Genomic DNA, 25,783 nt, shown 5'->3' with positions numbered 1-25,783 from the left:
TGCCGTGGCGGGGACTACCTTGGCGTGCGGATTCGAATGAGCGGGAGGTGAGATGGCACGGCAGAAGCCGCTGACCCGGCCGGCCCGCGGCCCGTACTCCGTCGCGGATCTGCACGGGCTGCGCGACGGCAAGGGTTTCGAGCTGGAAGACGGCTGGCTGATCGAGGTCGACTACGGCGCCCGGCACAATTTCGTCGCGCAACGGCTCTCGCGTCTCATCGATGTCGCGGTCGGCACGCGGGAGATGCACGTCTGCCTGTGCGGCGGCTGGGAAATCGCCACGGCCAGCGGTATCCGCAAACCCGACATCATCGTGCTGCCCCGGGATGTGGTGCGCCAGGCCGTCGTCGCGGATTCCAACCTCGTGCCCGCCGAGCAGGTGCTGCTCGCCGTCGAGGTCCTCGCCCCCGGCACCGACAGCGAGCGCACCGACCGGGTGCGCAAGGTCCGCGAATACGCGGCGATCGGCATCCCGCAGTACTGGATCGTCGAACACCACCCCGAACCGCGAATCCACCGGCTCGTTCTGGTCGAGGGCGGCTATCGTGCCGATCCGGCCGTCGGCCCGGGCGCTGTCTTCGACGCGGAAGTTGCGGCGGAACAGGGATTTCGCGTCCGGTTCGACCCGGCCGCCCTGCTGGAGATCTGACCCGCGAGGCCGGCCGGCCGTCGAACGTGTTGCGACGCGGAATAATTCGGGCGATGTAATCAGCGTCGATGTACCGGAATCGGCAAGACTTCGGCCACCTGCATCCGGTCGGCGTCGAAGGTTGTCGTCAGCGGTGGTCCGCCGCTCGACTCCATGACGCTGATCGTGTCACCGCCCGTGAACGACGCCCGCGCCTCGCAGGGCCCGTTGAACACCTCCCACACCAGGGCCTGTCTGCTGAACGGGCCGCCGCGTTCCCGAAGCATGATGCGGCACCGAGTGTCGATCGTCCAGAACGACTCCAAGACGGCTTCGAATCGCCCGTCCGGACTCACCTCGACCGACACCACCTTGCGGTCCTCGGCGAAATACCGCTCCAGAACCAGCGCGGCACCCCAGCAGATCATCGTCGCCGAGGCCCAGACGGCGACCAGGATCAGTCGCACCCATCGGTGGCGGGGCGGGGCCGCGTGGAACGCCAGGGTGATCAGAGCGCCCGTCCAGCACAGCGGTAGAGCCCACGACGGAATCCAGGCGAACTGATAGAAGCGATCCGAGTGCCACCACGCGGCCACCGCCGCGACACCGAGCACCGACAGCACGAGCGTCGCGGCCTGCCACCGCCGGCTCGGTTCACGCCGCCGCGTGTGTGCGCTGGAAAGCCCGCCCGCGGTCGTCTGCATCTGTGCAGGATAGGTGCACGGCGGAGTTCGTCGGAACGGTTCGCCGCCGACGATCTCGGGTCGGCCGCGATGGGTGTCCTAATCCTGGCCGGGTTCGTGATCGACTGGCGGAGCGGGTCTTTCGTGCCGAGGGTGCGTCCGCCACGAAGTATCCGGCCGTCGTTCCGCTGAATTCGGGTGCGGCGGAGGAACATGCCGCTGATCAGGTCGGAATCCCGGGCTGTGCGGCGGCGGAGGCCACGGTGCGCCCGGCGGTGGCGGTGGGTGGGGTGGTCGGCCGATCGGGGCATCGGGTTCGGTGGACATCCTGCTCTCCTTGTCGCGCGGTGAGATTCAGAACGGGTGGTCTGGATGGGGCGGGGGCGGGGGAGTGATGCGGTCGGGTGTTTGCGGGTGCGGGGGCGAGGACTGCGCAGGTCGTTCCGGGGTGCCGGGTGGGCGCTCCGGGGGTGGGGGAGTGCGGAAGGGGGGTGCTCCCGGCGGGCCGGGCGGGGGTGGTGGCGAGGGGAAGTGTCCGGGCGGGCCCGGCGGGAAAGGCGGCCGCGGTGGGTGCGGGAGCGGGCCGAGTGGCGGCATGGGGCCGCTGAAGCGCTGGAAGGCGGCTTGGCGGGTGGTGCCGAGGATGTCGCCGAGCTCGGCCCAGGTGTGGCCGTCTTCGCGAGCCTGGCGGGCCAGGGTGTGCAGGATGTCGTCGACGAGGCGGCTCAGGTTGCGGGTGGCGGTGAGGGCGGCCAGGACCGGGACCCTGGGTTCGCCGGCCGCGGGGCGGAGGACCTCGACCACCAGATCCGCGTTGGCGGACAACAGCATTCCGAGGGTCGCCCGCTCGTCCTGCGGGTCGACGCGTTGTTCTTCGGTCATATGTCAAGGCTGCCTTGACATCGAGCCTGTGTCAAGGCAGCCTTGACGCAACGAAGCGACGGCCCGCGGGCCGTCGCTTCGGATGCGGGGTGCTCAACCCACCAGTGCCGCAGCGAAATCGAAGTCCTGCGGATCACCCGCCCAGGCGATGTACCCGTCGGGCCGGACCAGCAGCGCCTCGCGCCGCGGTTCGGCGGGCGTGACCACCCGCACCCGCTCCGCCGAATCGCCGAGCGGGACGGGCGTATTCGTCACCAGCACGAACTGCCCCGTGCGCAGCGCCGCGTAGAGGCGGTCGCCCCCGGCGAGCGCCAGGTCGGTGGCGCGGGTGCCGACCGCGTGGTGCGCGCCGTGCGGGCGCGGATAGGTGAAGCCGATGCCCGAGATCGACCCGGCGATCTTGTGCGCCACCGGCGGCAGCGAAAGCGCCCCGCCGGCAACGGCGTTGCGGGCCAGCCGCCCGGCCCGCGATTCCAGCATGGCGGCGCGGATGATCGCGCCGCTGCTGCGCAGCACCTCGCGGCCGACCGGATGCCGCTCGGCGTGGTAGGTGTCGAGCAGCCGTTCCGGCGCCCAGCCCTGCACCACCGCGGCGAGTTTCCAGCCGAGGTTGGCCGCGTCCTGCAAGCCGGTGTTCATGCCCTGGCCGCCGGCCGGCGAGTGGACGTGCGCCGCGTCGCCGGCCAGGAACACCCGGCCCACCCGGTACTGCTCGACCTGACGCTCGTCGCTGTGGAAGCGCGAGAGCCAGCGCGGATCGTGCATCCCGAAATCGGTGCCGAGCGCGCGCCGCACCACCTCGCGCAATTCGGCCAGCTCCACCGGTGCCGAATCCGGCACCTGGTTGCGCCGGTTCCAGGCGAAGATCCGGTACCAGCCGTCGCCGAAGGGGGCGACGAAGGCGAACGCGTCGCCGACGCCGTTGACCGCCAGCACGTCCTGCGGCGGCTCGCTGAGCCGCACGTCCGCCAGCATGATCGACTTCAGCACCGACTTTCCGGGGAAGTCCAGGCCGAGGACCTCGCGCACCCGGCTGTGATACCCGTCCGCGCCCACCAGGTAGCGAGCGCGGATCGTGCGCGTCGAATCCTCGTGCCGCACGCGGGCTTCGACCTCCGTGCCGGTGTCGGTGAACCCGATCAGCTCGGCCGCCGGGACCAGATTCACCCCCAGTTCCACGGCCCGCTTGCGGAGCACGGTTTCGACGTGGGTCTGCGGTGTGATGAGCAGGAACGGGAACCGGCCGTCGAGCAGCTTGCCGAGGGCGAGGTGGACGCCGCCGAACAAGCGCAGTTCGTCGATGGTGGCTCCGCCCTCGAGCACCTGCTCGGCGATGCCGCGCGCGTCGAACTGCTCCAGGGTGCGGGCGTGCACGCCGAACGCCCGGGTGAGCTGGGAGCCGGTCGCGTGCTTCTCCACCAGCGTCACTGTGACGCCGGCCCGGGCGAGATCGCCGGCCAGCAGCATTCCGGTCGGTCCGCCGCCGATCACGAGCACGTCGGTCTGTTCGGGAATCATGGTGTTCTCCAAGCTCTTTCCGGGTCAACAACTGTTGGCCAACGCTTGTTGACGAGAATAGAGCTGGGCGCCGCCGGAAGTCAACAGTTGTTGGCTTCCGGCGGCGAGCCGGTGCGGACGGCGGTCGGTCTAGCTCCCGTGGAACGGGTAGCGATCCGCGAGCCGGGTGCGGTCCCGGTAGCCGAAGTTGACCACCAGATCGTCGGCGACCTGCAGGATCACGTCCCGTCCCTCGACCTCGGCGACCCAGTCCAGCGGCAGGGCGTTGAGCCCGTGCACGGCGCCGAGCAGGTTGCCCGCGACCGCTCCGGTCGAATCGGAATCCCCGGAGTGGTTCACCGACAGCAGCAGAGCGGCGCGCACGTCCTTGGTCTCGCCGGCGCGCAGCGCGCAGTAGACGGCGATCGCGAGGCATTCCTCCGCGATCCAGCCCGCGCCCACCCGCTCGACGGTCTCGGCCGACGAGTCCCCGGAATCGGCCAGCTGGACAGCGTTTTCCAGCGCAGCGACGGTTTCCTCCCCGCCGGACACGCCGCCGAGCTGCTCGATGGTCTGCCGCAGGGCGGTGCGCAGATCCAGTCCGCCCAGGATCCGGTCGAGCAGGGCGGCGAACGCGCCCGCCGCCAGATAGCCCGTGGGATGACCGTGGGTCAGCTGCGCGGCCTGCGCCGCCACGGTGAACGCGGTATCCGGGCCCAGGCCGGACAGGCCGAAGGGCGCCGAACGCATCACCGTCCCACAGCCTTTGGACTCGCTGTTGACCTCGCCGGGCCGGCCCAGCGGCGCGGGCGGCACGTACTGCTTGCGCTGGGTGCGCAGTCCGCTCATGCACGCGTTGCCGGGTGCGCGCGCGGCATAGAGGAACTGCTGGGCCGCCAGCCAGCCGTCGGGCTCGGGGCCGGGCCCGGCATCGTGCTGGGTGACCAGCCAGCGCAGGTAGGCCCGGCGCAACTCCGGGACGGGATCGGCGCCGGCGGGGCTGCGCAGCAGGCCCTCGGCGGTGAACAGCGTCATCTGGGTGTCGTCGGTGATCCGGTGCGGCAGCGGCTGCCCGGGCGGGAACCCGGTGACGCCGGCCTCGCCGTGCTCCGCGCGAATCTGGTCCAGCGTCTGGAATTCGATCGGCCACCCGAGCGCATCCCCTACGGCCCCGCCCAGCAGTGCGCCCCGGACCTTGTCGACGATTTCTGCGTACTCCTCCACCCCGCCGATCCTGTCAGCTGACCGGACTCCCGGCCAGCCGCGTGTGCGGCCGGCCGGGGGGAACCTCAGCGGTGCGGCCGATCGGCGGGCACCAGCGGCACCGCCGCCACGGCCAGCGCCGCCGCCGCCAGATAGGCCGCCGGGAACCCGCTGACGGTGATCAGAGCGCCGAAAACCGGTGGGACGGCCGCGATCATCAGATTCTGGCCGGTGTTCTGGACACCCAGGCCGCGGCCGCTCCAATACGGCCCCGCGATCTCCGCGACCGCGGTGAACGCCAGCCCGTTGTCGGAGACGGTGATGACCGAGGCGATCACCAGCAGCGGGACGGCGGCCCACCACCAGTGCGTCCAGGCGGTGAATCCCAGTGCGGCCATCGAGATCACGGCCGCGATCGCCACCGTGCGCAACGGGCCCATCCGGCTGCCGACCCGGTCCGACCACGCGCCCGCGCCGATGCGCCCGAACGCGCCCAGGATCTGGGTGAACGTCACCAGCAGGCCGGCCGCCGCCAGCGACCAGCCCAGGTCCCGGTGCAGCCACAGCAGCGCGAAGGTCCACACCGTGGCCTGCGGCACGACCAGCAGCACCGACACCGCGTGGATGCGCCACAGCGTGGAGTCGCCGCGATAAGGGTTGGCGCGCAACGCCGGATCGGCGTCGGCGATCTTGGGGCGCGGCGGGTCCACGATGCCGGCCAGGCACCCGATCGCGGCGATTCCGGCCATCACGGCCGGCACCAGGATCGCCGCCGCGACGCCGTACGCCGCGGCGATCGGCGGAATGGTCAGCGCGCCGACGCCGACCCCCAGTGGCTGCGCGGTCTGCCGGATTCCCATCGCCAGCCCGCGCCGCTCCGGCGGGAACCAGCCGACGATCACCCGCCCGCTGGCGCCGTTGGTGCTCGCCGCGCCGACGCCGCCGGCGAACAGCAGTGCGCCCAGGGCGATGTCGCTGTGTGTGGCCGCCGCCGCGCAGCCGGCGGCGAACATCAGCAGCGGGCCGCCGATCAGGACCTTGCGTTCGCCGATCCGGTCGACCACGTAGCCCCAGGCGATCAGGGTGCAGACCAGGCCGACGGTCGGCATGGCCACCAGCAGGCCCGCCGTCGGAAGCGTCATGCCGCGCGCGGTCAGCGCGGGCAGCAGGAATGGGACGCCGTGGATGAAGACCGAGCTCGACGCCTGGGCGAAGACGCCGAGGCCCAGCATGGACCACCGCCGGACCTCGCGGATCTCCGTCGTGGTAGCCATCGGCCTCACCTCTTCATCTCATAATTTGGGATGCAATTCCCACTTTGTGAACTCGTAGGAGGGACGTTACACCGCCGGGTCCGGATTCGTTCCCGCGGCCGGCTGTCGGACTTGTCACAGCACCCGCGCGGCCGGCCCGGTGCCGGTCCGGGTGGGGAACAGGTTCGGCCGCACCCGGATTCGCAGCGCCCGGCCGAGCCCCGCCCGCCCCGGTCTCGGCCGCATTCGAGCAGGTCGAAGCCGGTGGATAGACTGCCGGACATGCGCCTAGGTCGAGTTGCAAGTCCCGATGGGGTCGCGTTCGTCGGCATCGACGGGCAAGGAAGCGACACCATCGCGAAGGAAATCGCGGAACACCCGTTCGGAACCCCCACTTTCACCGGGCGGAGCTGGCCGCTGGCCGACGTCCGCCTGCTGGCCCCGATCCTGGCCAGCAAGGTGATCTGCGTCGGCAAGAACTACGCCGCGCACGCCGCGGAAATGGGCGGCCCCGCGCCGGAGGAGCCGGTCATCTTCATGAAGCCGAGCACCGCCATCATCGGGCCGAACGCCCCGATCATCCTGCCGCCCAGCTCTTCTCAGGTCGACTACGAGGGCGAACTCGCCGTCGTCATCGGCCGCCCGTGCAAGGACGTGCCCGCCGCCCGAGCCAAAGACGTCATCCTCGGCTACACCGTCGCCAACGACGTCACCGCCCGCGATCAGCAGCGCAAGGACGGCCAGTGGACCCGGGGCAAGGGCTACGACAGCTTCTGCCCGATCGGTCCCTGGATCGAAACCTCGCTGGACGCAACGGATGTCGAAATCGTCACCGAGCTCGACGGCGAGGTGCGGCAGCGGAGCCGGACATCGCTTCTGCTGCACGACATTCCGAAACTCATCGAATGGATATCCACGGTGATGACCCTGCTGCCGGGTGATGTCATCCTGACCGGCACCCCCGAGGGCGTCGGGCCGATGCAGGACGGACAGCAGGTGTCCGTCACCGTCGAGGGTCTGGGCACCCTCACCAATCCCGTTGCCGCCAAGCGCTGATCGCGAAAGAGAGCCATGAACGACGTCCGCGTCCGTTTCTGCCCGTCCCCGACCGGAACGCCGCATGTCGGCCTGATCCGGACGGCACTGTTCAACTGGGCCTACGCCCGCCACACCGGCGGTAAGTTCGTCTTCCGGATCGAAGACACCGACGCCGCACGCGATTCCGAGGAGTCCTACCAGTCGCTGCTGGACGCGCTGCGCTGGCTCGGCCTCACCTGGGACGAGGGCCCCGAGGTCGGCGGCCCGTACGAGCCCTACCGGCAGTCGCTGCGCAAGGATCTGCACCGCGAGGTGGTGCGCAAGCTGCTCGAGGCGGGGGAGGCCTACGAATCCTTCTCCACGCCTGAGGAAGTGGAGGCGCGCCACAAGGCGGCCGGCCGCGATCCCAAGCTCGGCTACGACAACTTCGACCGGGATCTCACCCCCGAGCAGATCCAGGCCCACCGCGACGCCGGCCGCCCCGCGGTGATCCGGCTGCGCATGCCCGACGCGGACCTCACCTGGCACGACCTGGTCCGCGGCGAGACCACGTTCAAGGCGGGCACCGTGCCCGACTTCGCGCTCACCCGCGGCAGCGGCGACCCGCTCTACACCCTGGTCAACCCGGTCGACGACGCGCTGATGAAGATCACCCATGTTTTGCGGGGCGAGGATTTGCTGTCCTCCACGCCGCGGCAACTCGCGCTTTACGCGGCGCTGCAGCGCGTCGGCGTCGCCGACTTCACGCCCGAGTTCGGCCATCTGCCGTTCGTGATGGGAGCGGGGAACAAGAAGCTCTCCAAGCGCGATCCGGAATCGAATCTGTTCGCCCATCGGGATCGCGGATTCATCCCTGAAGGTTTGCTGAATTACCTCGCGCTTCTCGGCTGGGGTATCTCCGATGATCACGACGTGTTTTCTATGACGGAGATGGTCGAGGCATTCGATATTTCGAAGGTCAATTCCAATCCGGCGCGTTTCGACCAGAAGAAGGCGGACGCGATCAACGCCGAGCACATCCGATTGCTGGAAAGCGGCGATTTCGCGCGCCGGCTCCGGGAGTTCCTCACGGCGGCCGGTCATATTGGCGCAGATGTCGACGAGAAGATCTTCGCGGCAGCCGCCGAACTGGTGCAGACCCGCATCGTCGTCCTGGGTGACGCGTGGGATCTGCTGCGATTCCTGTTCGTGCCGCAGGCCGAATTCGCGATCGATCCCGCGGCGGGTGCGAAGAATCTCGGTGGCGACGCCGTGCCGGTGCTGGACGCCGCCATTGCCGCGCTGGAGCCGCTGACCGAGTGGACCACCCCCGCCATCGAGGAGGCGCTCAAAACCGCGCTTATCGAGGATTTGGGCCTGAAACCGCGCAAGGCCTTCGCGCCGGTGCGGGTCGCGGTGACCGGGTCGCACATCAGCCCGCCGCTCTACGAGTCGATGGAGCTGCTGGGCCGGGGCGTCACGCTGGACCGGCTGCGGGCCGGCCGGGAGTGGACCACAACGGCGTAATTAGCCCGAAAACGGGCCTCTGACCAGGCGATTTGTAGTTTACCGGGAGTGGTGCGGTACTCTTCTTCTCGTTCGGAACACGGCCTCACAGTCACCCAGACGGTGGGGTCGAGAGTTCTGGTCATTGGGGTATGGTGTAATTGGCAACACAGCTGATTCTGGTTCAGCCATTCTAGGTTCGAGTCCTGGTACCCCAGCTGGAGAATGTTGTTCGTCTCTCGGTTCGCGACCGAAAGTTGTTCAGCAACCGGCGATTTGGTCGCCGGGCTTCGGTCAGCTAAGCTAACCGAGCTCCTCCCGATCACCAGATTGAACCTCTGGAGATCACACGGATGATCCACACGGAAACGTGGGAGATCAGTCCTGGCCCCGTCGTCTAGCGGCCTAGGACGCCGCCCTCTCAAGGCGGTAGCGCGGGTTCGAATCCCGTCGGGGCTACACAAGATGGAAGGCCCGTGCTCGCGAAGAGCGCGGGCCTTTTCTTGTTCCGCATATCTTGTGGGGGCGAAGCCCCCACGCCCCACCCGGAGGGGCGGAGCCCCCCGGACCCCCGATGGTGCGGGGTGCGTCACAATGTCAGGTTCGGGTCCGGTTTGGTTTCATCGTGGGCGATGGATGTCGGGTCACCTATATGGGTGGGCTTGGGTTTGGTTTCGAGGTTTTGTGTATAAAAGGCCCTCCCGGCTTGTTGCTGGGAGGGCCTTTTGGTGGTTGCGGGGTTGTTTTTTAGCCGCTCTTGCGGCGGAATTCGCGCTTGTGGCTGGCGTTGCTGTGGGCGCCGGTGGCCTTGGAGTGGCCGTCCAGGTGGGCGCTGGACTTGGCTTGCTGGGTCTTCTTGCGTTCCAGGGCCTCGCGGAACTTGCGCTTCACCTCTTCGGCGCTGCTGGCTGAACTATCCGAATCCGTCATCGCCTGCTCCTCGTCGTCGCGGCCGGAGGCCGCCGCGCCGCGGCGATGCTCCGGCCCATCCATGTCGAACTACATGACGCTAACGTGCGCGGTGGGCCGTGTCATTCCGCTTTCAGTCCAGCGGGTCGGCGGTGGTGCCGCCGACGGGCAGGGCGGGGAGGCCGAGCTTGCGGTGGTCCCAGGAGCGGACGCGGTCGGGGACGACGCGCACGGCGACGCGCTTGTGCAGCATCTGCTCGACGAAGGGGCGCATTTCCTCGCTGTAGGGGCCGGTGTAGCGCTCCCAGACGCTCACGCCGACGGCGAACAGCTTGTCCGCGTCGTCGATGATCTCGGCGGTGCCCTCGAACGAGACGCCGCGCAACTGGTCGTAGGTGTCGCCGGCCTCGATCATCACGGTGACTCGGGGATCGCGGCGCAGGTTCACCGCCTTCTGCGACTTGGCCTTGGTCTCGAACCAGATCTCGCCGTCGATCAGGGCGTACCACATGGCGGTGAGGTGGGGTGCGCCCTGCGCGCCGAGGGTGGCCAGGGTCGCCACCCGGCTGCGCCGCAGGAACTCGGTGATCTCGGTCTCGGACATGACGATGGCTGCCCGCTGATTGACTCCCATTCGCCCACTCTAAGGCCGCCGACCTAGAACGCGTTACAGACGTTTGTGCAAGGCTTCCGCGGCGGCGACGAGATCGGCGGCCCAGCGGGCGCCGGGGCGGCGGCCCATGCGGTCGATGGGTCCGGATACCGAGACGGCCGCGATGATGGTGCCGCCGCCGTCGCGCACGGGCGCGGACACGCTCGCCACACCGGCGGCGCGTTCGGCCGCGCTCTGGGCCCAGCCGCGCTTGCGGACCTCGGCCAGGGCCCGCTCGCCGAAGACGGCGTCGGCCAGGACGGTGCGCTGCAACTCCGGGTCGGCCCAGGCGAGCAACACTTTGGCGGCGGACCCGGCGGTGAGCGGTAGCCGGGCGCCGACGGGCACGGTGTCGCGCAGGCCGACGGGCGGCTCCATGGAGGCGATGCAGACCCGGGAGTGGCCGTCGCGCACGTAGATCTGCACGCTCTCGCCGGTGATCTCGCGCAGCCGCGGCAGAATGGCCGACGCTGCCTCCTGGAGCGGATCGGAGGCGCCCGCGGCGAGCTCGGCCAGGGCCGGGCCCGGACGCCAGAGGCCGTTGCTGTCACGGGCCAGCAAACGGTGCACCTCCAGCCCGACCGCCAGCCGGTGCGCGGTGGCCCGGGGCAGGCCGGTGCGGGTGCAGAGCTCGTTGAGACCACAGGGGTGCTCGGCGACGGCGTAGAGCACCGCCACTGCTTTGTCGAGAACGCCGATACCGCTATGCTGTCTCATAGAACGATATTAGCGTCTCGGATGTTGAGATGGTCAACCCTGGGGTGATCACGGACTCCGGTGTCGCGGCTATGCAAACTCTCGGCGGCCGCCGTTCGCGTACTCAGCCCTGGAACGCGGGCGGGCCGGTCGCTCGTCGGAAAGGTGATCGAACATGGCCGACCGCCCACGCACACTGGCCGAAAAGGTGTGGGAACAGCACGTCGTCGCCCGCGGAGAAGGCGAAGGCGCCGCGCGGGAACCCGATCTGATCTATATCGACCTGCATCTGGTGCACGAGGTGACCAGCCCCCAGGCCTTCGACGGCCTGCGCGCCGCCGGCCGCCCGGTGCGCCGCCCCGATCTCACCATCGCCACCGAGGACCACAACGTCCCCACCGTGGATATCGATAAGCCGATCTCGGATCCGATTTCGCGCACCCAGGTGGAAACGCTGCGCCGCAATTGCGCGGAATTCGGCGTGCGGCTGCACCCGATGGGCGATCTCGATCAGGGCATCGTGCACGTGGTCGGCCCGCAGCTGGGCCTGACCCAGCCGGGCATGACGGTGGTCTGCGGCGACAGCCACACCTCCACCCACGGCGCGTTCGGCGCGCTGGCCATGGGTATCGGCACCTCCGAGGTGGAGCACGTGCTGGCCACCCAGACCCTGTCGCTGCGCCCGTTCAAGACCATGGCCATCACCGTGGACGGCGCGCTGGCGCCCGGAGTCACCAGCAAGGACCTGATTCTCGCCGTCATCGCCGAAATCGGCACCGGCGGCGGCCAGGGCTACGTCCTGGAGTACCGGGGCGAGGCCATCCGGGCCCTGTCGATGGAAGCCCGAATGACGATCTGCAACATGTCGATCGAGGCGGGCGCGCGGGCCGGCATGATCGCGCCCGACGAAATCACCTATGAATTCCTGAAGGGTCGCCCGCACGCGCCCCAGGGCGATGACTGGGATGCCGCTGTGACCGCCTGGAAGGCGCTCGCGACCGACGAGGGCGCCGTTTTCGATCGTGAAGTCCACATCGACGGCAGCGCGCTGACCCCGTTCGTCACCTGGGGCACCAACCCGGGTCAGGGTGCGCCGCTGGGCACTACGGTGCCGAATCCGGCCGATATCGCCGACGAGACGGCGCGCGACGCCGCGGAGAAGGCGCTGCGGTACATGGATTTGACCCCCGGGATGCCGCTGCGCGAGGTCTCGGTGGACACCGTATTCGTGGGTTCCTGCACCAACGGCCGCATCGAGGATTTGCGCGCGGTGGCCGGTATTTTGGAGGGCCGCAAGGTCGCCGACGGGGTCCGAATGCTGGTCGTACCGGGGTCCATGCGGGTCCGGGCGCAGGCGGAAAAAGAAGGACTCGGCGAGATTTTCACCGCCGCGGGCGCCGAATGGCGCCAGGCCGGCTGCTCGATGTGCCTGGGAATGAACCCCGATCAGCTGGATCCGGGGCAGCGCTGTGCTTCCACCTCCAACCGCAACTTCGAGGGCAGGCAGGGCAAAGGCGGCCGTACGCACCTGGTTTCCCCGCTCGTAGCGGCCGCGACGGCGGTCCGTGGAACGCTCTCCTCGCCTGCCGATCTGGACTGAGCCCTGCCTAATCTGCGGCGCTCGCAAGGCCCTACATGGTTACGCGTTGCTGCCTCCTCCGGGCCCTGAGCTCGCGCCGCGCGCGAAACCCTACTCAATCAGGAGAATCTCAATGGAAGCCTTCACCGTCCACCAGGGCGTCGGGGTGCCGCTGCGCCGGTCCAACGTCGACACCGACCAGATCATCCCGGCCGTCTACCTGAAGCGGGTGACTCGCACCGGATTCGAGGACGGGCTGTTCGCGGCCTGGCGATCGGATCCGGACTTCATTCTCAACACTGAGCCTTACAAACACGGCAGTGTGCTGGTCGCCGGTCCGGATTTCGGCACCGGTTCCTCACGTGAGCACGCCGTGTGGGCGCTGTCGGACTACGGCTTTCGGGTCGTGATCTCGTCCCGGTTCGCCGACATCTTCCGGGGTAATGCGGGTAAGGGCGGCCTGCTGGCCGCGCAGATGTCACAGAATGATGTCGAAATGCTCTGGAAGTTGATCGAGGAACAGCCCGGCCTCGAATTGGTAGTAGACCTCCGAACACGCACCGTGACCGCTGGAACGGTCGTGTTGCCGTTCGATATTGATGACTACACGCGGTGGCGTCTGCTGGAAGGATTGGACGACATCGGGCTGACGCTACGGCGTAGCGAGGTCATCACCGAGTTCGAAAAGGCAAGGCCGGCTTGGAAGCCCACCACGCTCCCGGCACGTATTTCGCAGGCGTAATCACACCGGACAGATAGCTGGGTACCACGGGAGAGGGTAGCTAGACGTGTGCTAAACCACGATGAATTTTGGCGTGGCACATAGACTCTTGCCCAATGTGGGTTTACCGTGGTACCTAGTCGGTCCGACGACGGGCCATTAGTCTGCGGAGGATTCAATGAACAAGGCGGAACTGATCGACGTTCTGACCGAAAAGTTGGGTACGGACAGGCGCACGGCTACCGCGGCAGTCGAGCATGTTGTCGACACCATCGTTCGCGCGGTTCACAAAGGCCAGAGCGTCACCATCACCGGTTTCGGTGTCTTCGAACAGCGCAAGCGTGCGGCCCGTGTGGCCCGGAACCCGCGCACCGGTGAAACCGTCAAGGTGAAGCCGACTTCGGTGCCCGCGTTCCGCCCCGGCGCCCAGTTCAAGGCGGTCATCGCGGGTAAGCAGAAGCTGGCCGCGAGCGGCCCGGCGGTCAAGCGCGGCGTGAATGCGCCTGTGGCGGCGAAGAAGGCGGCCAAGAAGACGGCGGCCAAGAAGACCACCGCCAAGAAGACCACCGGTCCGGCCAAGAAGACGGTCGCCAAGAAGGCTCCGGCCAAGAAGACGGTCGCCAAGAAGGCTCCCGCCACCAAGACCGCTGCCAAGAAGGCTCCGGCCAAGAAGACGGTCGCCAAGAAGACCGTCGTCAAGAAGGCGGCCCCGGCCAAGAAGGCGGTCGCCAAGAAGACGGTTGCCAAGAAGACCGCTGCCAAGAAGGCGCCCGCGAAGAAGACCGCTGCCAAGAAGGTCACCGCGCGTCGCTCTCGCTAACAGCGGCAGGCAATACCGTTCGAACATATGCGGAGTGGTTTAGGCTGCGCCGCTAGGGAATTCGCTGCCATGGCAGTCGAATCTCCCGTTGCACGGCCCAAAAGCGGCCCCGAGGTCCAACCTCGGGGCCGCTTTCATTTCGTAAGTTTGGAACCGAATCAGCTTGCGGCGTCGGACTTCACGACGCCGGTCGAGAGCGACCGGTCCATATGATCGGCGGCCACCATCTTCCCGTCGACGAAGGAGAGCACCCAGGCGCTGCCCTTGCGATTGCGCGCGGGCGGCAGTGTGAGGCCGTCCCGCTCGGCCCACCAGCTCAGCAGGTCCGGAATCACCTTGCCCTGACTGCACACAACGCGCACCGCGGAATCTGAAACGAGACCGACCATCCGTTTCCGCGCGGCGTCCGGGTCTGCGGCATAACCGGTTTCGGACAGCAGGGGTTCCAGAGTTATTGGTACGCCCAGTTTCTCGGCCAGCGGCTGCACAGTCTGTACACATCGGGCCGGATCGGCGGAGAACACCTCGGATGCGCCGAACGCCAACAGGTTCGGCACCAGGCCCTGCGCCTGGCTCGCACCGGCCCGCTCCAGCGGGCGTTCCTCGTCCGGTCCGTCGAAACGATCCCGCCGACCGGCCTTCGCGTGCCGCACCAGCAGCAGCGTGCTGGTGCGGGCCGGCAGCCGGATGAACGAGCGCAGCACCTGCCGGTCCATCGGATAGGACAGCTGATCCTGCACCTTGTCCAGCGCGTACCAACTCAGCTGGTCCACTTCGGAATTGGCGCTGAAGGCGCCGCCCGCGACCTCGGCGGCCCAGTAGTCCACCCGCTTGAGCTTGCGATGACCGGGAATCGGATAGGTGACGTGCCCGAGGTACCGGCCCAGCCGGCAGTCCAGGCCCGTCTCCTCGCCGACCTCGCGCACCGCCGCGATCACCGGGGTCTCACCCGGATCGAGCTTGCCCTTGGGCAGCGACCAGTCCATGTACTTCGGGCGGTGCACCACGGCGATCTCCACCGCCCCGGCCTTCGACCGCCGCCACAGCACCGCGCCCGCGGCGTGAATATTGGCGTGTACTCGAGGATCCCAGAACGGTGTGCCGTCGTCTTCGTATCCGGTCGAACCTTTCACGGCTGATCAGGTCTCCGCAATCGCATCAGGAACTCTTGGTGGTCACGTACTTCGACGCCGTCGGTCCCGCTGCCCTCGGGCCAGGCCTGCCAACCGCCGTCGGACTGGAGTACCCAGCACCGGGTCGCGGGATGCAGGGCCGAGTCGAACACCTCACCGAGCTGTTCACACAGCCGGGGGTCCTTGACCTGCGCCATGACCTCCACCCGGCGGTCGAGGTTGCGGTGCATCATGTCGGCGCTGCCGATCCAGTACTGGTCCTGGGCCTGGAAGTGCATGACCCGCGAGTGCTCCAGGAAGCGGCCGAGAATCGAGCGCACCTCGATGTTGTCGCTCATGCCGGGCACGCCGGGGCGCAGGCCGCAGATGCCGCGTACCACGATCTGCACCGGCACGCCGGCCTGGGAGGCGCGGTAGAGCGCGTCGATCACCTGCTCGTCGACGATCGCGTTGGCCTTCATGCGGATTCGCGCGGTCGCTCCCTGCCGCGCCAATTCGGTCTCATGTTCGATTCGTTCGATGATGCCCTGGCGGACACCCTGGGGTGCGACGAGCAGATTGCGGTAGTTCGCCTTCCGCGAGTAACCCGTCAGCGAATTGAACAGGTCGGTCAGGTCGGCGCCGATTTCCGGTGCGGCGGTGAGCAATCCGACGTCCTCGTAGAGCCGGGCCGTCTTCGGGTTGTAGTTGCCGGTGCCGATGTGGCAATAGCGGCGGATGGTCGCGCCCTCGCGCCGGACCACCAGGCAGGTCTTGCAGTGCGTCTTCAGGCCGATCAGGCCGTAGACCACGTGCACGCCCGCCTGCTCCAGCTGGCGCGCCCATTTGATGTTGGCCTGCTCGTCGAAGCGGGCCTTGATCTCGACCAGCGCCACCACCTGCTTGCCGGCCTCGGCGGCGTCGATGAGCGCGTTGACGATGGGGGAGTCACCGGAGGTGCGGTACAGCGTCTGCTTGATGGCCAGCACCTGCGGGTCCGCCGCGGCCTGCTCGATGAAGCGCTGCACGCTGGTGGAGAAGGAATCGTAGGGGTGATGCACCAGCACGTCGCCCTCGCGCAGGGCCGCGAACACGTTGCGCGGGGTCTCGCGTTCGCCGAAGGCGGGCGGGGTGGCCGGAACGTAGGGGAAATCCTTGAGATTGGGCCGGTCGACGCTGTACACCTGCCAGAGGCAGGAGAGGTCGAGCAGGCCGGGCACCTGGATGACATCGCCCGGGTCGACGTCGAGTTCGCGGAGCAGCAGATCGAGCATGTGCTCGGTCATGTCGTCGGAAACCTCTAGTCGGACCGGGGATCCGAAGCGCCGCCGGGCCAGTTCGCGCTCCAGCGCCTGCAGCAGGTCCTCGTCGCGGTCCTCGTCGACCTCGAAGTCGGCGTTGCGGGTGATCCGGAACGAATGGTGTTCCACCACTTCCATTCCGGGGAACAGCAGCTCCAGGTGGGCGGCGATGAGCGCCTCCATCGGCAGGAAAGCCGCGATGGGGGAGCCGGATTCGGTGCGCCGCACGCGGACGAAGCGGTCCACGTTGTCGGGGACCTTGACGCGGGCGAAGTGCTCGCCGCCGGTCGCCGAATCCTTCACCGTGACGGCCAGATTCAGGCTCAGGCCGCTGATGTAGGGGAACGGGTGCGCCGGATCCACCGCCAGCGGGGTGAGCACCGGGAAGACCTGGTCGTGGAAATACCCGGACAGGCGGCGGCGCTCGTCGTCGTCGAGATCGGACCAGTCGATGATCGCGATGCCCTCGCCGGTCAGGGCGGGCAGCACCGAGTTCATGAAGACCCGGGCGTGCCGGTCGGCGATCTCCTGGGCCCGGGACGCGATCAGCTCCAGCTGCTCGCTGGGCGAGCGGCCGTCGGCCGACCGCACCGTCAGGCCGGTCTCAGCCCGGCGTTTGAGGCCCGCGACGCGCACCATGTAGAACTCGTCCAGGTTGGAGGCGAAGATCGCGAGAAACTTCGCGCGCTCCAGCAAGGGCAGCGAGGCGTCTTCGGCCAGGGCCAGCACCCTGGCGTTGAAGTCCAGCCAGCTGAGTTCACGGTTGAGGTAGCGATCACGGGGCAACCGCCGCGCCTCGGGGTCGGCCGACAGCGGCGTCACGGCCGGCGGCGGCGTCGGCAGCAACGCCTGCTTGACGATATCCGTATCACTCACGCCCACGATCATCCCTCACATCGGCCGCTGTGTGCAGGTCGACACCCGCCAATGCAGCGCGTCTCACGCTGGTCGGCGATCAACTAGCACACGTTGCGAACGGCTTCGTGAACCTCGGTGGACCAGCCGATTTCGCGCAGGAGGCGACGAGTGGCCGGGCCGGGCCCCAGCGCGACGGCGGCGTCCAGGTCCGCCGCGGTGTCGACATCCAGACGTAGCCCTGGCCAGTCACCGGCCAGATCGACCGCGCCGGCGGCGCGATGGGCGCGGGCCGAATCCGGCCCGAAACGCGGCTCCAGGGCCAGGGTGCCGTCGCCGGCGAACAGGGCGGCCGTGCCGGTGCCCGCGTGATCGACGATGACCGAACGCTTCCCGGCGGGCGCGACGGTCAGCATGTGGGCGAGTTCGGACGGGCGCAACGCGGGCAGATCGGCCTGCAGGGCCAGGAGTTCGACGGGGCCGTGCCGCTCGCGCAGCGCGGCGGCGGCCGCGCCGAGCGCGCCGTTGAGATCCGGGGCGGCCGCGGGCTCGGGATGATCTTCCGCGCCGAGCGAGCGCGCCAGCTCCGCGACCGCCCGATCCGGGGTGACGACGGTGACCGATCCGATCCGCGGCACCGCCAGCGCGGCGGTGACGGTGTCGGCGAGCATGGCCAGCACCAGCCGCGCCCGCTGCTCGGGGCGCAGACGGTCGGCCAGGCGGCTCTTGGCCAGATCGAGGTTCTTCACGGCGATCACGGCGTGCACGGAGTGCGGACGCATGAGCCCAATCCTTCCATGCCGTCCCTCGTGGCATATTGGGCAGATGACAAGGGCGGCAGTAATGGGTGCGGGTTCGTGGGGGACCGCGTTCGCGAAGGTATTGGCAGACGCGGGCACGGACGTGACGATCTGGGCGCGCCGGCCCGAGGTCGCGCAGGAACTGGCCAGCACGCACCGCAATCCGTCCTATCTGTCCGGCGTGCAGCTGCCCCCGGTCTCGGCGACCGCCGATCACGAGGCGGCGCTGGACAGCGCGGAGATCGTGGTACTGGCGGTCCCGTCTCAGACCCTGCGGGCAAATCTCGAGAAGTGGAACGGTGCACTGGAGCGCGCGGTCGCCGGGCAGGACGCCACACTGCTGAGCCTGGCCAAGGGCATCGAGACCGGCACCCTGCTGCGCATGAGTCAGGTGATCGAGGAGGTCACCGGCAGCGATCCGAGCCGGATCGCGGTGCTCTCGGGCCCGAACCTGGCCGGGGAGATCGCGGCCGGACAGCCCGCGGCGGCGGTGGTCGCCTGCTCCGACGCCGAACGCGCCGCCGCGGTTCAGCACGCCTGCGCGACGGGGTACTTCCGGCCCTACACCAACACCGATGTCATCGGCGCGGAACTGGGCGGGGCCTGCAAGAACGTCATCGCGATCGCCACCGGGATCGCCTCGGGCATGGGCCTGGGCTACAACACGCGGGCTAGCCTGATCACCCGCGGTCTCGCCGAGATCATGCGCCTGGGCGTCGCGGCCGGCGCCGACCCGGTCACGCTGGCCGGCCTGGCGGGCGTGGGCGACCTGGTCGCCACCTGCACGTCCGCGGATTCGCGCAACTACTCCTTCGGATACGTACTGGGCCAGGGCAAGTCGATGGAGGCCGCCCAGGAAGCTACCCATGGCCAGGTCGCCGAGGGTGTGAAGTCCTGCACATCGGTGCGGGCACTGGCCGAGGTGCACCAAGTGGAGATGCCGTTGACGAATGCCGTGCACCAGGTATGTCATGCGGGTGTGTCGGTGGCCGAGGCGGTCGGGAATCTGCTGGGCAGGCAGATCAAACCGGAGCGCTGAGGGCCGCCCACCAGGCGTAGCGGCGGCTCGGAACGGGTACGGTTCCAGCCATGACGAAGCGGATCAGGGTGGCTGTGGTCTTCGGCGGGCGCAGCGACGAGCACGCCGTGTCGTGCCGATCGGCCGGCAGTGTGCTGCGCAATCTGGATCCGGAGAAGTACGAGCCGGTGCCGATCGGCATCACGCGCGAAGGCAGCTGGGTGCTGGGCGGTTCCGAGGTCGCCGCGATGGGGCTGCCGGACGCGAGCGGCAAGACCGCGCTGCCCTCGGTGGACGCCGCCGGCGCCGCGCTCACCCTGACCACCGATCCGAACCGGGCCGGTCAGCTCGTCGCCCTCGACGACGCGCCGATCGCCGAACTCGGTGCGGTGGACGTCGTTTTCCCGATCCTGCACGGCCCGTTCGGCGAGGACGGCACCCTGCAGGGCATGCTCGAACTGGCGGGCGTGCCCTACGTGGGTCCCGGCGTGCTGGCCAGTGCCGCGGGCATGGACAAGGAATTCACCAAGAAGCTGTTCGCCGCCGAGGGGCTGCCCATCGGGGTGCAGGTGGTGCTGCGGCCCGGCGTCAAGACGCTCAGCGACGCCGAGCGCGAGCAGCTCGGGTTGCCGGTGTTCGTCAAGCCGGCGCGTGCCGGATCCTCGATCGGCATCACCAAGGTCACCGACTGGGACGATCTGGAGGCCGCCATCGGCCTGGCCCGGGAGCACGATCCGAAGGTGATCGTCGAGGCCGGGATCGTCGGCCGCGAGGTGGAGTGCGCGGTGCTGGAATTCCCGGACGGCCGGGTCGAGGCCAGCGTGGTCGCCGAGATCCTGATGCCCGAGGCCGACGCGTCGACGCCGCAGTTCTACGACTTCGACACCAAATACATCGACGACGTCTGCGAATTCGACGTGCCCGCCAAGCTGGACGACGAGATGTCGGATCGGATCCGCGAACTCGCGGTGCGGGCGTTCCGCGCGCTGGACTGCCAGGGCCTGGCCCGCGTCGACTTCTTCGTCACCGCGGACGGCCCGGTGCTCAACGAGATCAACACCATGCCCGGGTTCACCTCGATCTCGCTGTACCCGCGCATGTGGGAGGCGACCGGAATCGGCTACACCGCGCTGATTTCCACGCTCATCGACACCGCGATCGCCCGCGGCACCGGCCTGCGCTAGTTCGGCAGCGGGCCCGGATCGATCGGCCGTTCGGGCAGTTTCGCCTCGATCGCGTCGGAGACCGCCTGCAGCGGCGTCGGCCCGGACCCGTCCGGGACGGTCAGCGCCACATAGGTTTCCCGGTCGACGGCGAACCAGGTGCTCTTCTTCGCGGTCTCGTCACGCGCCTCGAACCACTGCACGCCGTTGACGATCTGCAGTCCGGAGGCGCGGTTGAAGTCCAGCGGGCGGTCCAGGCCGCAGCGCAGCACGATCGGATCGCCGCCCTCGGCGCGCTGCCAGGCGCGGGTGCCCGGCGGCTGCGGGTCGACCAGCTGGGCGTGGGTGTAGTCGCCGAGATCGGCCGGGAGCGCGGGGAGCAGTTCGGTGCAGGCGGGCCCCTCGGCGCCGGGCGCGGGGACCGGGCCGAGCACCAGCGGTTCGCGGTCCACCGGGGCGCGGCTCGCCATGAACGCGGCGACGAGCACACCGACGACGAGGACCACCGGAAGCGCGACCGCGGTGGCGATCAGCGCGGGCGGGTAGGAGTGGGCGCGACTCTCCTCGGCGGCCTCGTGTCGCAGGGCGGGATCCGTGGCCCGGCTGTTCGGTTCCTGCTCCGTCGCGTCGCCGGAATCGGCGGCTTGATCGCCCGCTCCCTCCGGCGCGGTGGCCTGATCGCCCGGGGTCGGCAGTGGCGCAGCATCGGGAGTCCGGTCGCCTGACGTCTGCTCCGCCGCGTCGCTGGTCCGTGCTGTCGGAGTTCCCGGCTTCGGCTGTGCCGTATCGCCGGATTCCGCCCCCTGGTCGTCCGGCTCCTGCGCCGCCATGTGTGCCGGTCCTTCCCTGCTCGGTAGTGTCGATCGCCCTGGACAATGTACCGTCGTCCCGATTTCACCCAGTACGACGCCGGAAGGGGCGCGACATCAGCGACAGCAGCGAAGTGGCGGATCCGACCGAGCCGCTGGGCCGGGTGCGCCCGCAGACGGTGCGCGACCTCGGCGAGTTCGCGCTCATCGAGCGCATCAACGCCGGGCGGGTGCAGGCGCCGGCGGTGCACCTGGGTCCCGGCGACGACGCGGCCGTGGTGGCCGCGCCGGACGGCCGTTTCGTCGTCAGCACCGACATGCTCGTCGAGGGACGGCATTTCCGGCTGGACTGGTCCAGCCCGCACGACATCGGCCGCAAGGCGATCGCGCAGAACGCCGCCGACGTGGTGGCGATGGGGGCGAAGCCGACCGCGTTCGTGGTGGCGCTGGGCTGTCCCGCCGATACGCCGGTCGAGGTGATCGACGGTCTCACCGAGGGCATGTGGAGCGAAGCGGGCCGCGCGGGCGGCTCCATCGCGGGCGGTGACCTGGTACGCAGTCCACGCCTGGTGATCTCGGTGACGGCCTTCGGTGACCTGCGCGGTCAGCCCGCGGTCACCCGATCAGGGGCGCGCGTGGGCGATGTGATCGCGGTGGCGGGCCGGCTCGGCTGGTCCGGCGCGGGCCTGGCGATCCTGGCCTCCGGCGCGGATCGCGAGGCGGCGCCGGAACTCGTTGCGGCCCATCGATCCCCGCGCCCGCCCTACGGCGTCGTACTGGACGAGCCGTCCCGGCCCAACGCCCTGACCGATGTCTCCGACGGTCTGCTCGCCGATCTCGGCCACCTCGCCGACGCCTCCGGCGTGGCCATCGATCTGGACTCGGCCGCGCTGTGGGATCCCGCGCTGGAGGCGCTGGCCGAACGGCTCGCGGTCGAGGTCGCGCTGGATGTCGAAGCGGCGCAATGGGTTCTGGCCGGCGGGGAGGATCACGCGTTCGTCGCGGCCTGGTCGCCGGATTCCGAATTGCCGCTGGGCTGGCGGCGGATCGGCCGGGTACTCGCGGGTAACGGTGTCACCGTGGACGGCCTGCCGCAGTCCGGCGACGGCGGCTGGGAATCGTTCCGCGCGGCGGACTCCGAGCACCGCTAGGGCCGGTTGGACTTCGGTCGGCCGCGCCGATTAGGTTGTGCGGTCATGGGCGCGAAACCATTGGCGGAAATCATGGATCCGGGCTGGGCGCAGGCGCTGGAGCCGGTCGCGGAACAGATCCGGGCCATGGGGGAGTTCTTACGAACCGAGAACGCCGACGGCCACGGCTACCTGCCCGCCGGGGAAAACGTTCTGCGCGCCTTCCAGCGGCCCTTCGCCGACGTGCGCGTGCTGATCGTCGGCCAGGACCCGTACCCGACCCCGGGTCACGCGATGGGCTTGAGTTTCTCGGTGGCGCCGGACGTTTCGCCGATCCCGCGCAGCCTGTCCAACATCTTCGCCGAACTGGCCAAGGACCTCGGCCACCCGGCGCCGTCCTGCGGCGACCTGAGCCCCTGGTCGGATCAGGGCGTGCTGCTGCTGAACAGAGTGCTGACGGTGCGTCCCGGCGCGCCCGCCTCGCACCGCGGCAAGGGCTGGGAAGCCGTGACCGAGCAGGCCATTCGCGCGCTCGTCGCGCGCGATGAGCCGCTCGTGGCTATTCTCTGGGGCCGGGACGCTTCGACTCTGAAGCCGACCCTGACCGCGGCCGAGGTGCCGTTCATCGAGTCCGCGCACCCCTCACCGCTGTCGGCCTCGCGCGGGTTCTTCGGCTCCCGGCCGTTTTCGCGGGTGAACGAACTGCTCGACGAACTGGGAGCCGAACCCGTCGACTGGCGGCTGCCCTGAACAAGGTAGATGTGGGGGGACCGCACCACCGATAACCGAATGAGGAGCTCTTTGATGCAGACCCGAACCACCCTGCGCAGCGCCACCGCCGCGTTCGCCCTGGCCGCCGCCGTGGCCGGTGGCAGCGCCGCCGCGAACGCCGAGCCGCTGAAGCTCGAGCCGGCCGCGCCCGAAACCTCGGCGCCGGTCGCGGAGGAATTCACCTCCTCCGGTTCCTCGACCATCTCCGCGTCGGTGAACGCGAAGGTCGCCTGCATCTTCCAGAACACGCTGAGCGGCTTCAAGCTCGACTGCTGAGACCGCGCCGCTGTTCGCGGCCCCGGAGGTCTCATGTCGGAGCGGCCGAAGCTCGCGCGTTCGCGCCTGCGCTTCGGCCGCTCCGTCGTGCGACGGGCCGCGAACGAGTCGGTCGTACGATTCCCTCTATGTGGGCTGATTCGGGTCTGGAGGGTGGGGCATCGCGATGGTGTGCGATGCTCGGATCGTGAGTAACGCGAACAATCTGCTGGAGCCGGGGCGGTTGCGGCTGGCCGGGGCCGGTGGGATCGAGCTGGCGGCGGATCAGTTCGGGCCTGCCGACGGGCCGCTGGTCGTCTTCCTGCACGGCGGCGGACAGACTCGGCACTCCTGGAAGCAGACCGGGGCCAAGCTCGGGGCGGCCGGAATGCGCGTGGTCACGCTGGACGCGCGCGGGCACGGCGACAGTCAGTGGGCGCCGGATCGCGATTACACCCGGGCGACGATGGTCGCCGATCTGCTGGCGGTGCTGGCGCAACTCGGCGCGACACCCGGGCACGGCGCGGTGGTCGTCGGCGCGAGCATGGGCGGCATCACCGGGCTGATCGCCACCGCGGTGCCGGACGCGCCGATTCGCGCGCTCGTGCTCGTCGACATCGTGACCCGGCCGGAGCAGGAGGGCGTTTCGCGGGTCCTGGACTTCCTCGGCAAGCACCGCGACGGCTTCGACTCGCTCGACCAGGCCGCCGACGCCGTCGCCGAGTATCTGCCGCACCGGCCGCGGCCCGAGAACACCGACGGCCTGCTGCGCAATCTGCGCGAACGCGACGGCCGCTTCTACTGGCACTGGGATCCGGACATGCTGCGCGACCGGGTCGAGGACCCGACCGCGATGATCGGCGACATGGAAGCCGCCGCGCGCCGGCTCACCATGCCGGTGCTGCTGGTGCGGGGGCTGCGCTCGGACGTGGTCAGCGCCGAGGGTGCGGCCCAGTTCCAGGAACTGGTGCCGCACGTGCGCATCGCCGAGATCGGCGGCGCCGCCCACACCGCCGCCGGCGACGACAACGACGCCTTCACCGACGCCGTCGCCCAGTTCGTCCTGGAGACCTCGGCCTGAGCCGCGCCGGTCGTCGGCCCGCCCGAAAAATGAAGTGTCAGTTGGCTTTCGTGTAATCCGGCTTGCGCTTCTCCGCGAACGCGTCGACGCCCTCGCGACCCGCCGGGGTGCTCGCGGCGGCGGCGATGGCGTCGCGCTCGGCATCGAGCTGATCACTCAGCGTGGCCGAGACCGACTGTGCCAGTAGCGTTTTCATGGTGGCATAGGTGGAGCGGGGGCCGGTGGCGAGGGTGCGGGCCAGGGCCAGTGCCTCGGTGCGCACGTCCTCGTCGGCGACCAGCCGGCTCAGCACGCCCAGCCGCACCGCGGTGTCGGCGTCGAGAACCGCGTCGGTGAGCAGGATTTCGCGGGCCCGGCCGAGCCCGACGATGCGCGGCAGGGTCCACGACATGCCGCCGTCCGGGCTCAGGCCGATGCCGGGGTAGGCGGGGCGCAGCTTGGTGGACGGCCCGCCCAGGGCGATGTCGGCGGCGCACACCAGGCTCATGCCCGCGCCCGCCGCCCAGCCCTGCACACCGACCACGACGGGCACCGGCGCCGCGTCCAGCGCGCGCACGAAATCGTGCAGGCTGGTCGCGAGGGCGTGGATGTGGGCGGAGCGGTCCTCGGCGGCAGCGAAGCCACGCACATTGCCGCCGGCGCAGAAGTTCGCGCCGGTGCCGGTCAGCAGGATCGCGCCGACCTCCGGGTCGAGCGCCTTCAGCGCGGTGGCGCCGGCGCTGATGCCGTCGAAGTCCATGGAGGTGCCGGCGGCGGCGGTGGCGATGGTGATCTGCAGGACGCCGTCGGCGATCGACACGTACTCGGCTTGCTCGGTGCTCATACCAGCACCATAACCGGCGCGAGCTCGGCGCCCGGGGCGCACCATCCGAACCTGCACGGCGGGGCTGAACTCCTCGACCTTGCGCGCACCGTCGAGGTCGAAGCCGTGCTTGCGGTAGAAGGCCCGCGCCCGGGGGTTCTCCTCGAACACCCACAGCGAGCAGGAGCGCGCCGGATCGACGGCGGCGCGCAGCAGTTCCGCCGCGAGCCCGGTGCCGTACCAGGGTGCGCGCACGTAGAGCGAGTTCAGTTCGAGCTCGGCCACGGCGGCGTCGCGGCCGGGGAGGGACCCGGCGAATCCGATCACCACCCCGTCCGCGAGCGCGACGTGGATGTGGCCCGGGTAGCGCTCGGCGTTGCGCCGCCAACGGTCGGTCAGCGGCTCCACCTGGAAGGCGTCCAGCAGGTGCGCGGGCACCAGACCCTGATACGCCTCCCGCCAGCACGCGATGTGGCACTCGGCCAGACCGCGCGTGTACTCGGCCGTCAGCGGGACGATCTGCCAGCGTGTCATGGCCGATAAATACCGCAAAATGCGATCGCTGTCACTCTCCCGAGCGCCTCCGGCTGCCCGAATTGCCTGACCTATAAGGAAATTGGTTAATGGAAGGTTACTTCCA

The 25,783-nt window shown here is 69.3% G+C and carries 25 protein-coding genes, 2 tRNA genes and 1 pseudogene; 14 read left to right on the top strand and 14 right to left on the bottom strand.

What is annotated here, in order from left to right; translation table 11 throughout:
• The first annotated feature begins 52 nt into the window (after positions 1 to 52).
• Positions 53 to 649 (top strand): Uma2 family endonuclease, encoded by a 597-nt coding sequence (locus AB0I43_RS33975; protein ID WP_356977695.1) that lies wholly within the window; start codon positions 53 to 55, stop codon positions 647 to 649.
• A 59-nt stretch (positions 650 to 708) separates the two neighbouring features.
• On the opposite strand, the gene AB0I43_RS33970 is transcribed toward AB0I43_RS33975, so the two are convergent.
• The 5 genes from AB0I43_RS33970 to AB0I43_RS33950 form a co-directional block, all read right to left on the bottom strand.
• Positions 709 to 1,332: a hypothetical protein gene (locus tag AB0I43_RS33970; RefSeq protein WP_356977694.1), complete on the bottom strand. Its 624-nt coding sequence runs from the start codon at positions 1,330 to 1,332 to the stop codon at positions 709 to 711.
• A 333-nt stretch (positions 1,333 to 1,665) separates the two neighbouring features.
• The gene (locus AB0I43_RS33965) at positions 1,666 to 2,193 is read right to left on the bottom strand and encodes a hypothetical protein (RefSeq protein ID WP_356977692.1); all 528 of its coding nucleotides are present in this window, start codon (positions 2,191 to 2,193) and stop codon (positions 1,666 to 1,668) included.
• Between the two features lie 93 nt (positions 2,194 to 2,286).
• Positions 2,287 to 3,711 (bottom strand): FAD-dependent monooxygenase, encoded by a 1,425-nt coding sequence (locus AB0I43_RS33960; protein ID WP_356977690.1) that lies wholly within the window; start codon positions 3,709 to 3,711, stop codon positions 2,287 to 2,289.
• A gap of 129 nt (positions 3,712 to 3,840) precedes the next feature.
• The gene (locus tag AB0I43_RS33955; protein ID WP_356977688.1) at positions 3,841 to 4,914 is read right to left on the bottom strand and encodes an ADP-ribosylglycohydrolase family protein; all 1,074 of its coding nucleotides are present in this window, start codon (positions 4,912 to 4,914) and stop codon (positions 3,841 to 3,843) included.
• Positions 4,915 to 4,979: 65 nt separating this feature from the next.
• Positions 4,980 to 6,167 (bottom strand): MFS transporter, encoded by a 1,188-nt coding sequence (locus AB0I43_RS33950; RefSeq protein ID WP_356977686.1) that lies wholly within the window; start codon positions 6,165 to 6,167, stop codon positions 4,980 to 4,982.
• Positions 6,168 to 6,428: 261 nt separating this feature from the next.
• Between AB0I43_RS33950 and AB0I43_RS33945 the strand changes: the two genes are divergently transcribed.
• The 4 genes from AB0I43_RS33945 (at position 6,429) to AB0I43_RS33930 (ending at position 9,128) form a co-directional block, all read left to right on the top strand.
• Positions 6,429 to 7,202: a fumarylacetoacetate hydrolase family protein gene (locus AB0I43_RS33945; RefSeq protein ID WP_356977683.1), complete on the top strand. Its 774-nt coding sequence runs from the start codon at positions 6,429 to 6,431 to the stop codon at positions 7,200 to 7,202.
• Between the two features lie 15 nt (positions 7,203 to 7,217).
• The gene (gltX, locus tag AB0I43_RS33940) at positions 7,218 to 8,690 is read left to right on the top strand and encodes a glutamate--tRNA ligase (RefSeq protein WP_356977681.1); all 1,473 of its coding nucleotides are present in this window, start codon (positions 7,218 to 7,220) and stop codon (positions 8,688 to 8,690) included.
• A 125-nt stretch (positions 8,691 to 8,815) separates the two neighbouring features.
• A tRNA-Gln gene (locus AB0I43_RS33935) sits at positions 8,816 to 8,887 on the top strand.
• A gap of 168 nt (positions 8,888 to 9,055) precedes the next feature.
• Positions 9,056 to 9,128 (top strand) — tRNA-Glu (locus AB0I43_RS33930).
• A 288-nt stretch (positions 9,129 to 9,416) separates the two neighbouring features.
• On the opposite strand, the gene AB0I43_RS33925 is transcribed toward AB0I43_RS33930, so the two are convergent.
• The 3 genes from AB0I43_RS33925 to AB0I43_RS33915 all read right to left on the bottom strand — a co-directional run bounded on the left by AB0I43_RS33925 (position 9,417) and on the right by AB0I43_RS33915 (position 10,947).
• Positions 9,417 to 9,599, bottom strand: coding sequence for a DUF5302 domain-containing protein (locus AB0I43_RS33925; RefSeq protein WP_356977953.1), 183 nt, complete (start codon positions 9,597 to 9,599; stop codon positions 9,417 to 9,419).
• Positions 9,600 to 9,711: 112 nt separating this feature from the next.
• Entirely contained in the window at positions 9,712 to 10,212 is a 501-nt protein-coding gene (locus AB0I43_RS33920) for a PPOX class F420-dependent oxidoreductase (protein WP_356977679.1), read from the bottom strand.
• 33 nt (positions 10,213 to 10,245) lie between these two features.
• On the bottom strand, positions 10,246 to 10,947 hold the full coding sequence (locus AB0I43_RS33915; RefSeq protein WP_356977677.1) for an IclR family transcriptional regulator: 702 nt from the start codon (positions 10,945 to 10,947) through the stop codon (positions 10,246 to 10,248).
• Between the two features lie 154 nt (positions 10,948 to 11,101).
• On the opposite strand from AB0I43_RS33915, the gene leuC reads away from it, so the two are divergent.
• From leuC to AB0I43_RS33900, 3 genes are all read left to right on the top strand, one after another.
• On the top strand, positions 11,102 to 12,526 hold the full coding sequence (gene leuC, locus AB0I43_RS33910; protein WP_356977675.1) for a 3-isopropylmalate dehydratase large subunit: 1,425 nt from the start codon (positions 11,102 to 11,104) through the stop codon (positions 12,524 to 12,526).
• A 112-nt stretch (positions 12,527 to 12,638) separates the two neighbouring features.
• Positions 12,639 to 13,247 (top strand): 3-isopropylmalate dehydratase small subunit, encoded by a 609-nt coding sequence (leuD, locus tag AB0I43_RS33905; protein WP_356977673.1) that lies wholly within the window; start codon positions 12,639 to 12,641, stop codon positions 13,245 to 13,247.
• A gap of 157 nt (positions 13,248 to 13,404) precedes the next feature.
• On the top strand, positions 13,405 to 14,046 hold the full coding sequence (locus tag AB0I43_RS33900; RefSeq protein WP_356977671.1) for an HU family DNA-binding protein: 642 nt from the start codon (positions 13,405 to 13,407) through the stop codon (positions 14,044 to 14,046).
• A gap of 158 nt (positions 14,047 to 14,204) precedes the next feature.
• On the opposite strand, the gene AB0I43_RS33895 is transcribed toward AB0I43_RS33900, so the two are convergent.
• From AB0I43_RS33895 to cofC, 3 genes are all read right to left on the bottom strand, one after another.
• Positions 14,205 to 15,179, bottom strand: a complete 975-nt coding sequence (locus tag AB0I43_RS33895; RefSeq protein ID WP_356980049.1) for a bifunctional NUDIX hydrolase/histidine phosphatase family protein — start codon at positions 15,177 to 15,179, stop codon at positions 14,205 to 14,207.
• Entirely contained in the window at positions 15,176 to 17,347 is a 2,172-nt protein-coding gene (locus tag AB0I43_RS33890; protein ID WP_356980050.1) for an RNA degradosome polyphosphate kinase, read from the bottom strand. The genes AB0I43_RS33895 and AB0I43_RS33890 overlap by 4 nt, the downstream gene beginning before the upstream one ends.
• A gap of 71 nt (positions 17,348 to 17,418) precedes the next feature.
• Positions 17,419 to 18,096 carry a 2-phospho-L-lactate guanylyltransferase gene (gene cofC / locus AB0I43_RS33885; RefSeq protein ID WP_356980052.1) on the bottom strand — a complete coding sequence of 226 codons (678 nt, stop codon included), beginning with the start codon at positions 18,094 to 18,096 and terminating at the stop codon, positions 17,419 to 17,421.
• Positions 18,097 to 18,139: 43 nt separating this feature from the next.
• On the opposite strand from cofC, the gene AB0I43_RS33880 reads away from it, so the two are divergent.
• Positions 18,140 to 19,153: an NAD(P)H-dependent glycerol-3-phosphate dehydrogenase gene (locus AB0I43_RS33880; RefSeq protein WP_356980053.1), complete on the top strand. Its 1,014-nt coding sequence runs from the start codon at positions 18,140 to 18,142 to the stop codon at positions 19,151 to 19,153.
• A 50-nt stretch (positions 19,154 to 19,203) separates the two neighbouring features.
• Positions 19,204 to 20,316, top strand: coding sequence for a D-alanine--D-alanine ligase family protein (locus AB0I43_RS33875; protein WP_356980055.1), 1,113 nt, complete (start codon positions 19,204 to 19,206; stop codon positions 20,314 to 20,316).
• On the opposite strand, the gene AB0I43_RS33870 is transcribed toward AB0I43_RS33875, so the two are convergent.
• On the bottom strand, positions 20,313 to 21,125 hold the full coding sequence (locus AB0I43_RS33870) for a DUF3515 family protein (RefSeq protein WP_356980057.1): 813 nt from the start codon (positions 21,123 to 21,125) through the stop codon (positions 20,313 to 20,315). The two genes, AB0I43_RS33875 and AB0I43_RS33870, sit on opposite strands and share 4 nt — an antisense overlap.
• Positions 21,126 to 21,283: 158 nt before the next feature.
• Here AB0I43_RS33870 and AB0I43_RS33865 point away from each other — a divergent pair, with 158 nt between their 5' ends.
• The 4 genes from AB0I43_RS33865 to AB0I43_RS33850 all read left to right on the top strand — a co-directional run bounded on the left by AB0I43_RS33865 (position 21,284) and on the right by AB0I43_RS33850 (position 24,341).
• Positions 21,284 to 22,255 (top strand): thiamine-phosphate kinase, encoded by a 972-nt coding sequence (locus AB0I43_RS33865; protein ID WP_356980213.1) that lies wholly within the window; start codon positions 21,284 to 21,286, stop codon positions 22,253 to 22,255.
• A 45-nt stretch (positions 22,256 to 22,300) separates the two neighbouring features.
• A complete protein-coding gene (locus AB0I43_RS33860; RefSeq protein ID WP_356980058.1) occupies positions 22,301 to 22,984 on the top strand; it encodes a uracil-DNA glycosylase in 684 nt (227 codons plus the stop codon).
• A 54-nt stretch (positions 22,985 to 23,038) separates the two neighbouring features.
• Positions 23,039 to 23,281: a hypothetical protein gene (locus AB0I43_RS33855; RefSeq protein WP_356980060.1), complete on the top strand. Its 243-nt coding sequence runs from the start codon at positions 23,039 to 23,041 to the stop codon at positions 23,279 to 23,281.
• 187 nt (positions 23,282 to 23,468) lie between these two features.
• A complete protein-coding gene (locus AB0I43_RS33850; protein WP_356980062.1) occupies positions 23,469 to 24,341 on the top strand; it encodes an alpha/beta hydrolase in 873 nt (290 codons plus the stop codon).
• A gap of 37 nt (positions 24,342 to 24,378) precedes the next feature.
• Here the strand turns inward: AB0I43_RS33850 and AB0I43_RS33845 are convergent, their stop codons facing one another.
• Both AB0I43_RS33845 and AB0I43_RS33840 read right to left on the bottom strand, forming a co-directional pair.
• Complete coding sequence (locus AB0I43_RS33845; RefSeq protein ID WP_356980215.1) at positions 24,379 to 25,164, bottom strand: enoyl-CoA hydratase-related protein; 786 nt, start codon at positions 25,162 to 25,164, stop codon at positions 24,379 to 24,381.
• 69 nt (positions 25,165 to 25,233) lie between these two features.
• Positions 25,234 to 25,677 (bottom strand): annotated as a pseudogene (locus AB0I43_RS33840) (GNAT family N-acetyltransferase); the annotation flags it as partial.
• Positions 25,678 to 25,783 lie beyond the last annotated feature (106 nt).

The sequence above is a fragment of the Nocardia sp. NPDC050435 genome, assembly GCF_040655395.1.
Classification (GTDB): Bacteria; Actinomycetota; Actinomycetes; order Mycobacteriales; family Mycobacteriaceae; genus Nocardia.
This window is presented reverse-complemented; position numbering and strand designations above follow the sequence as displayed.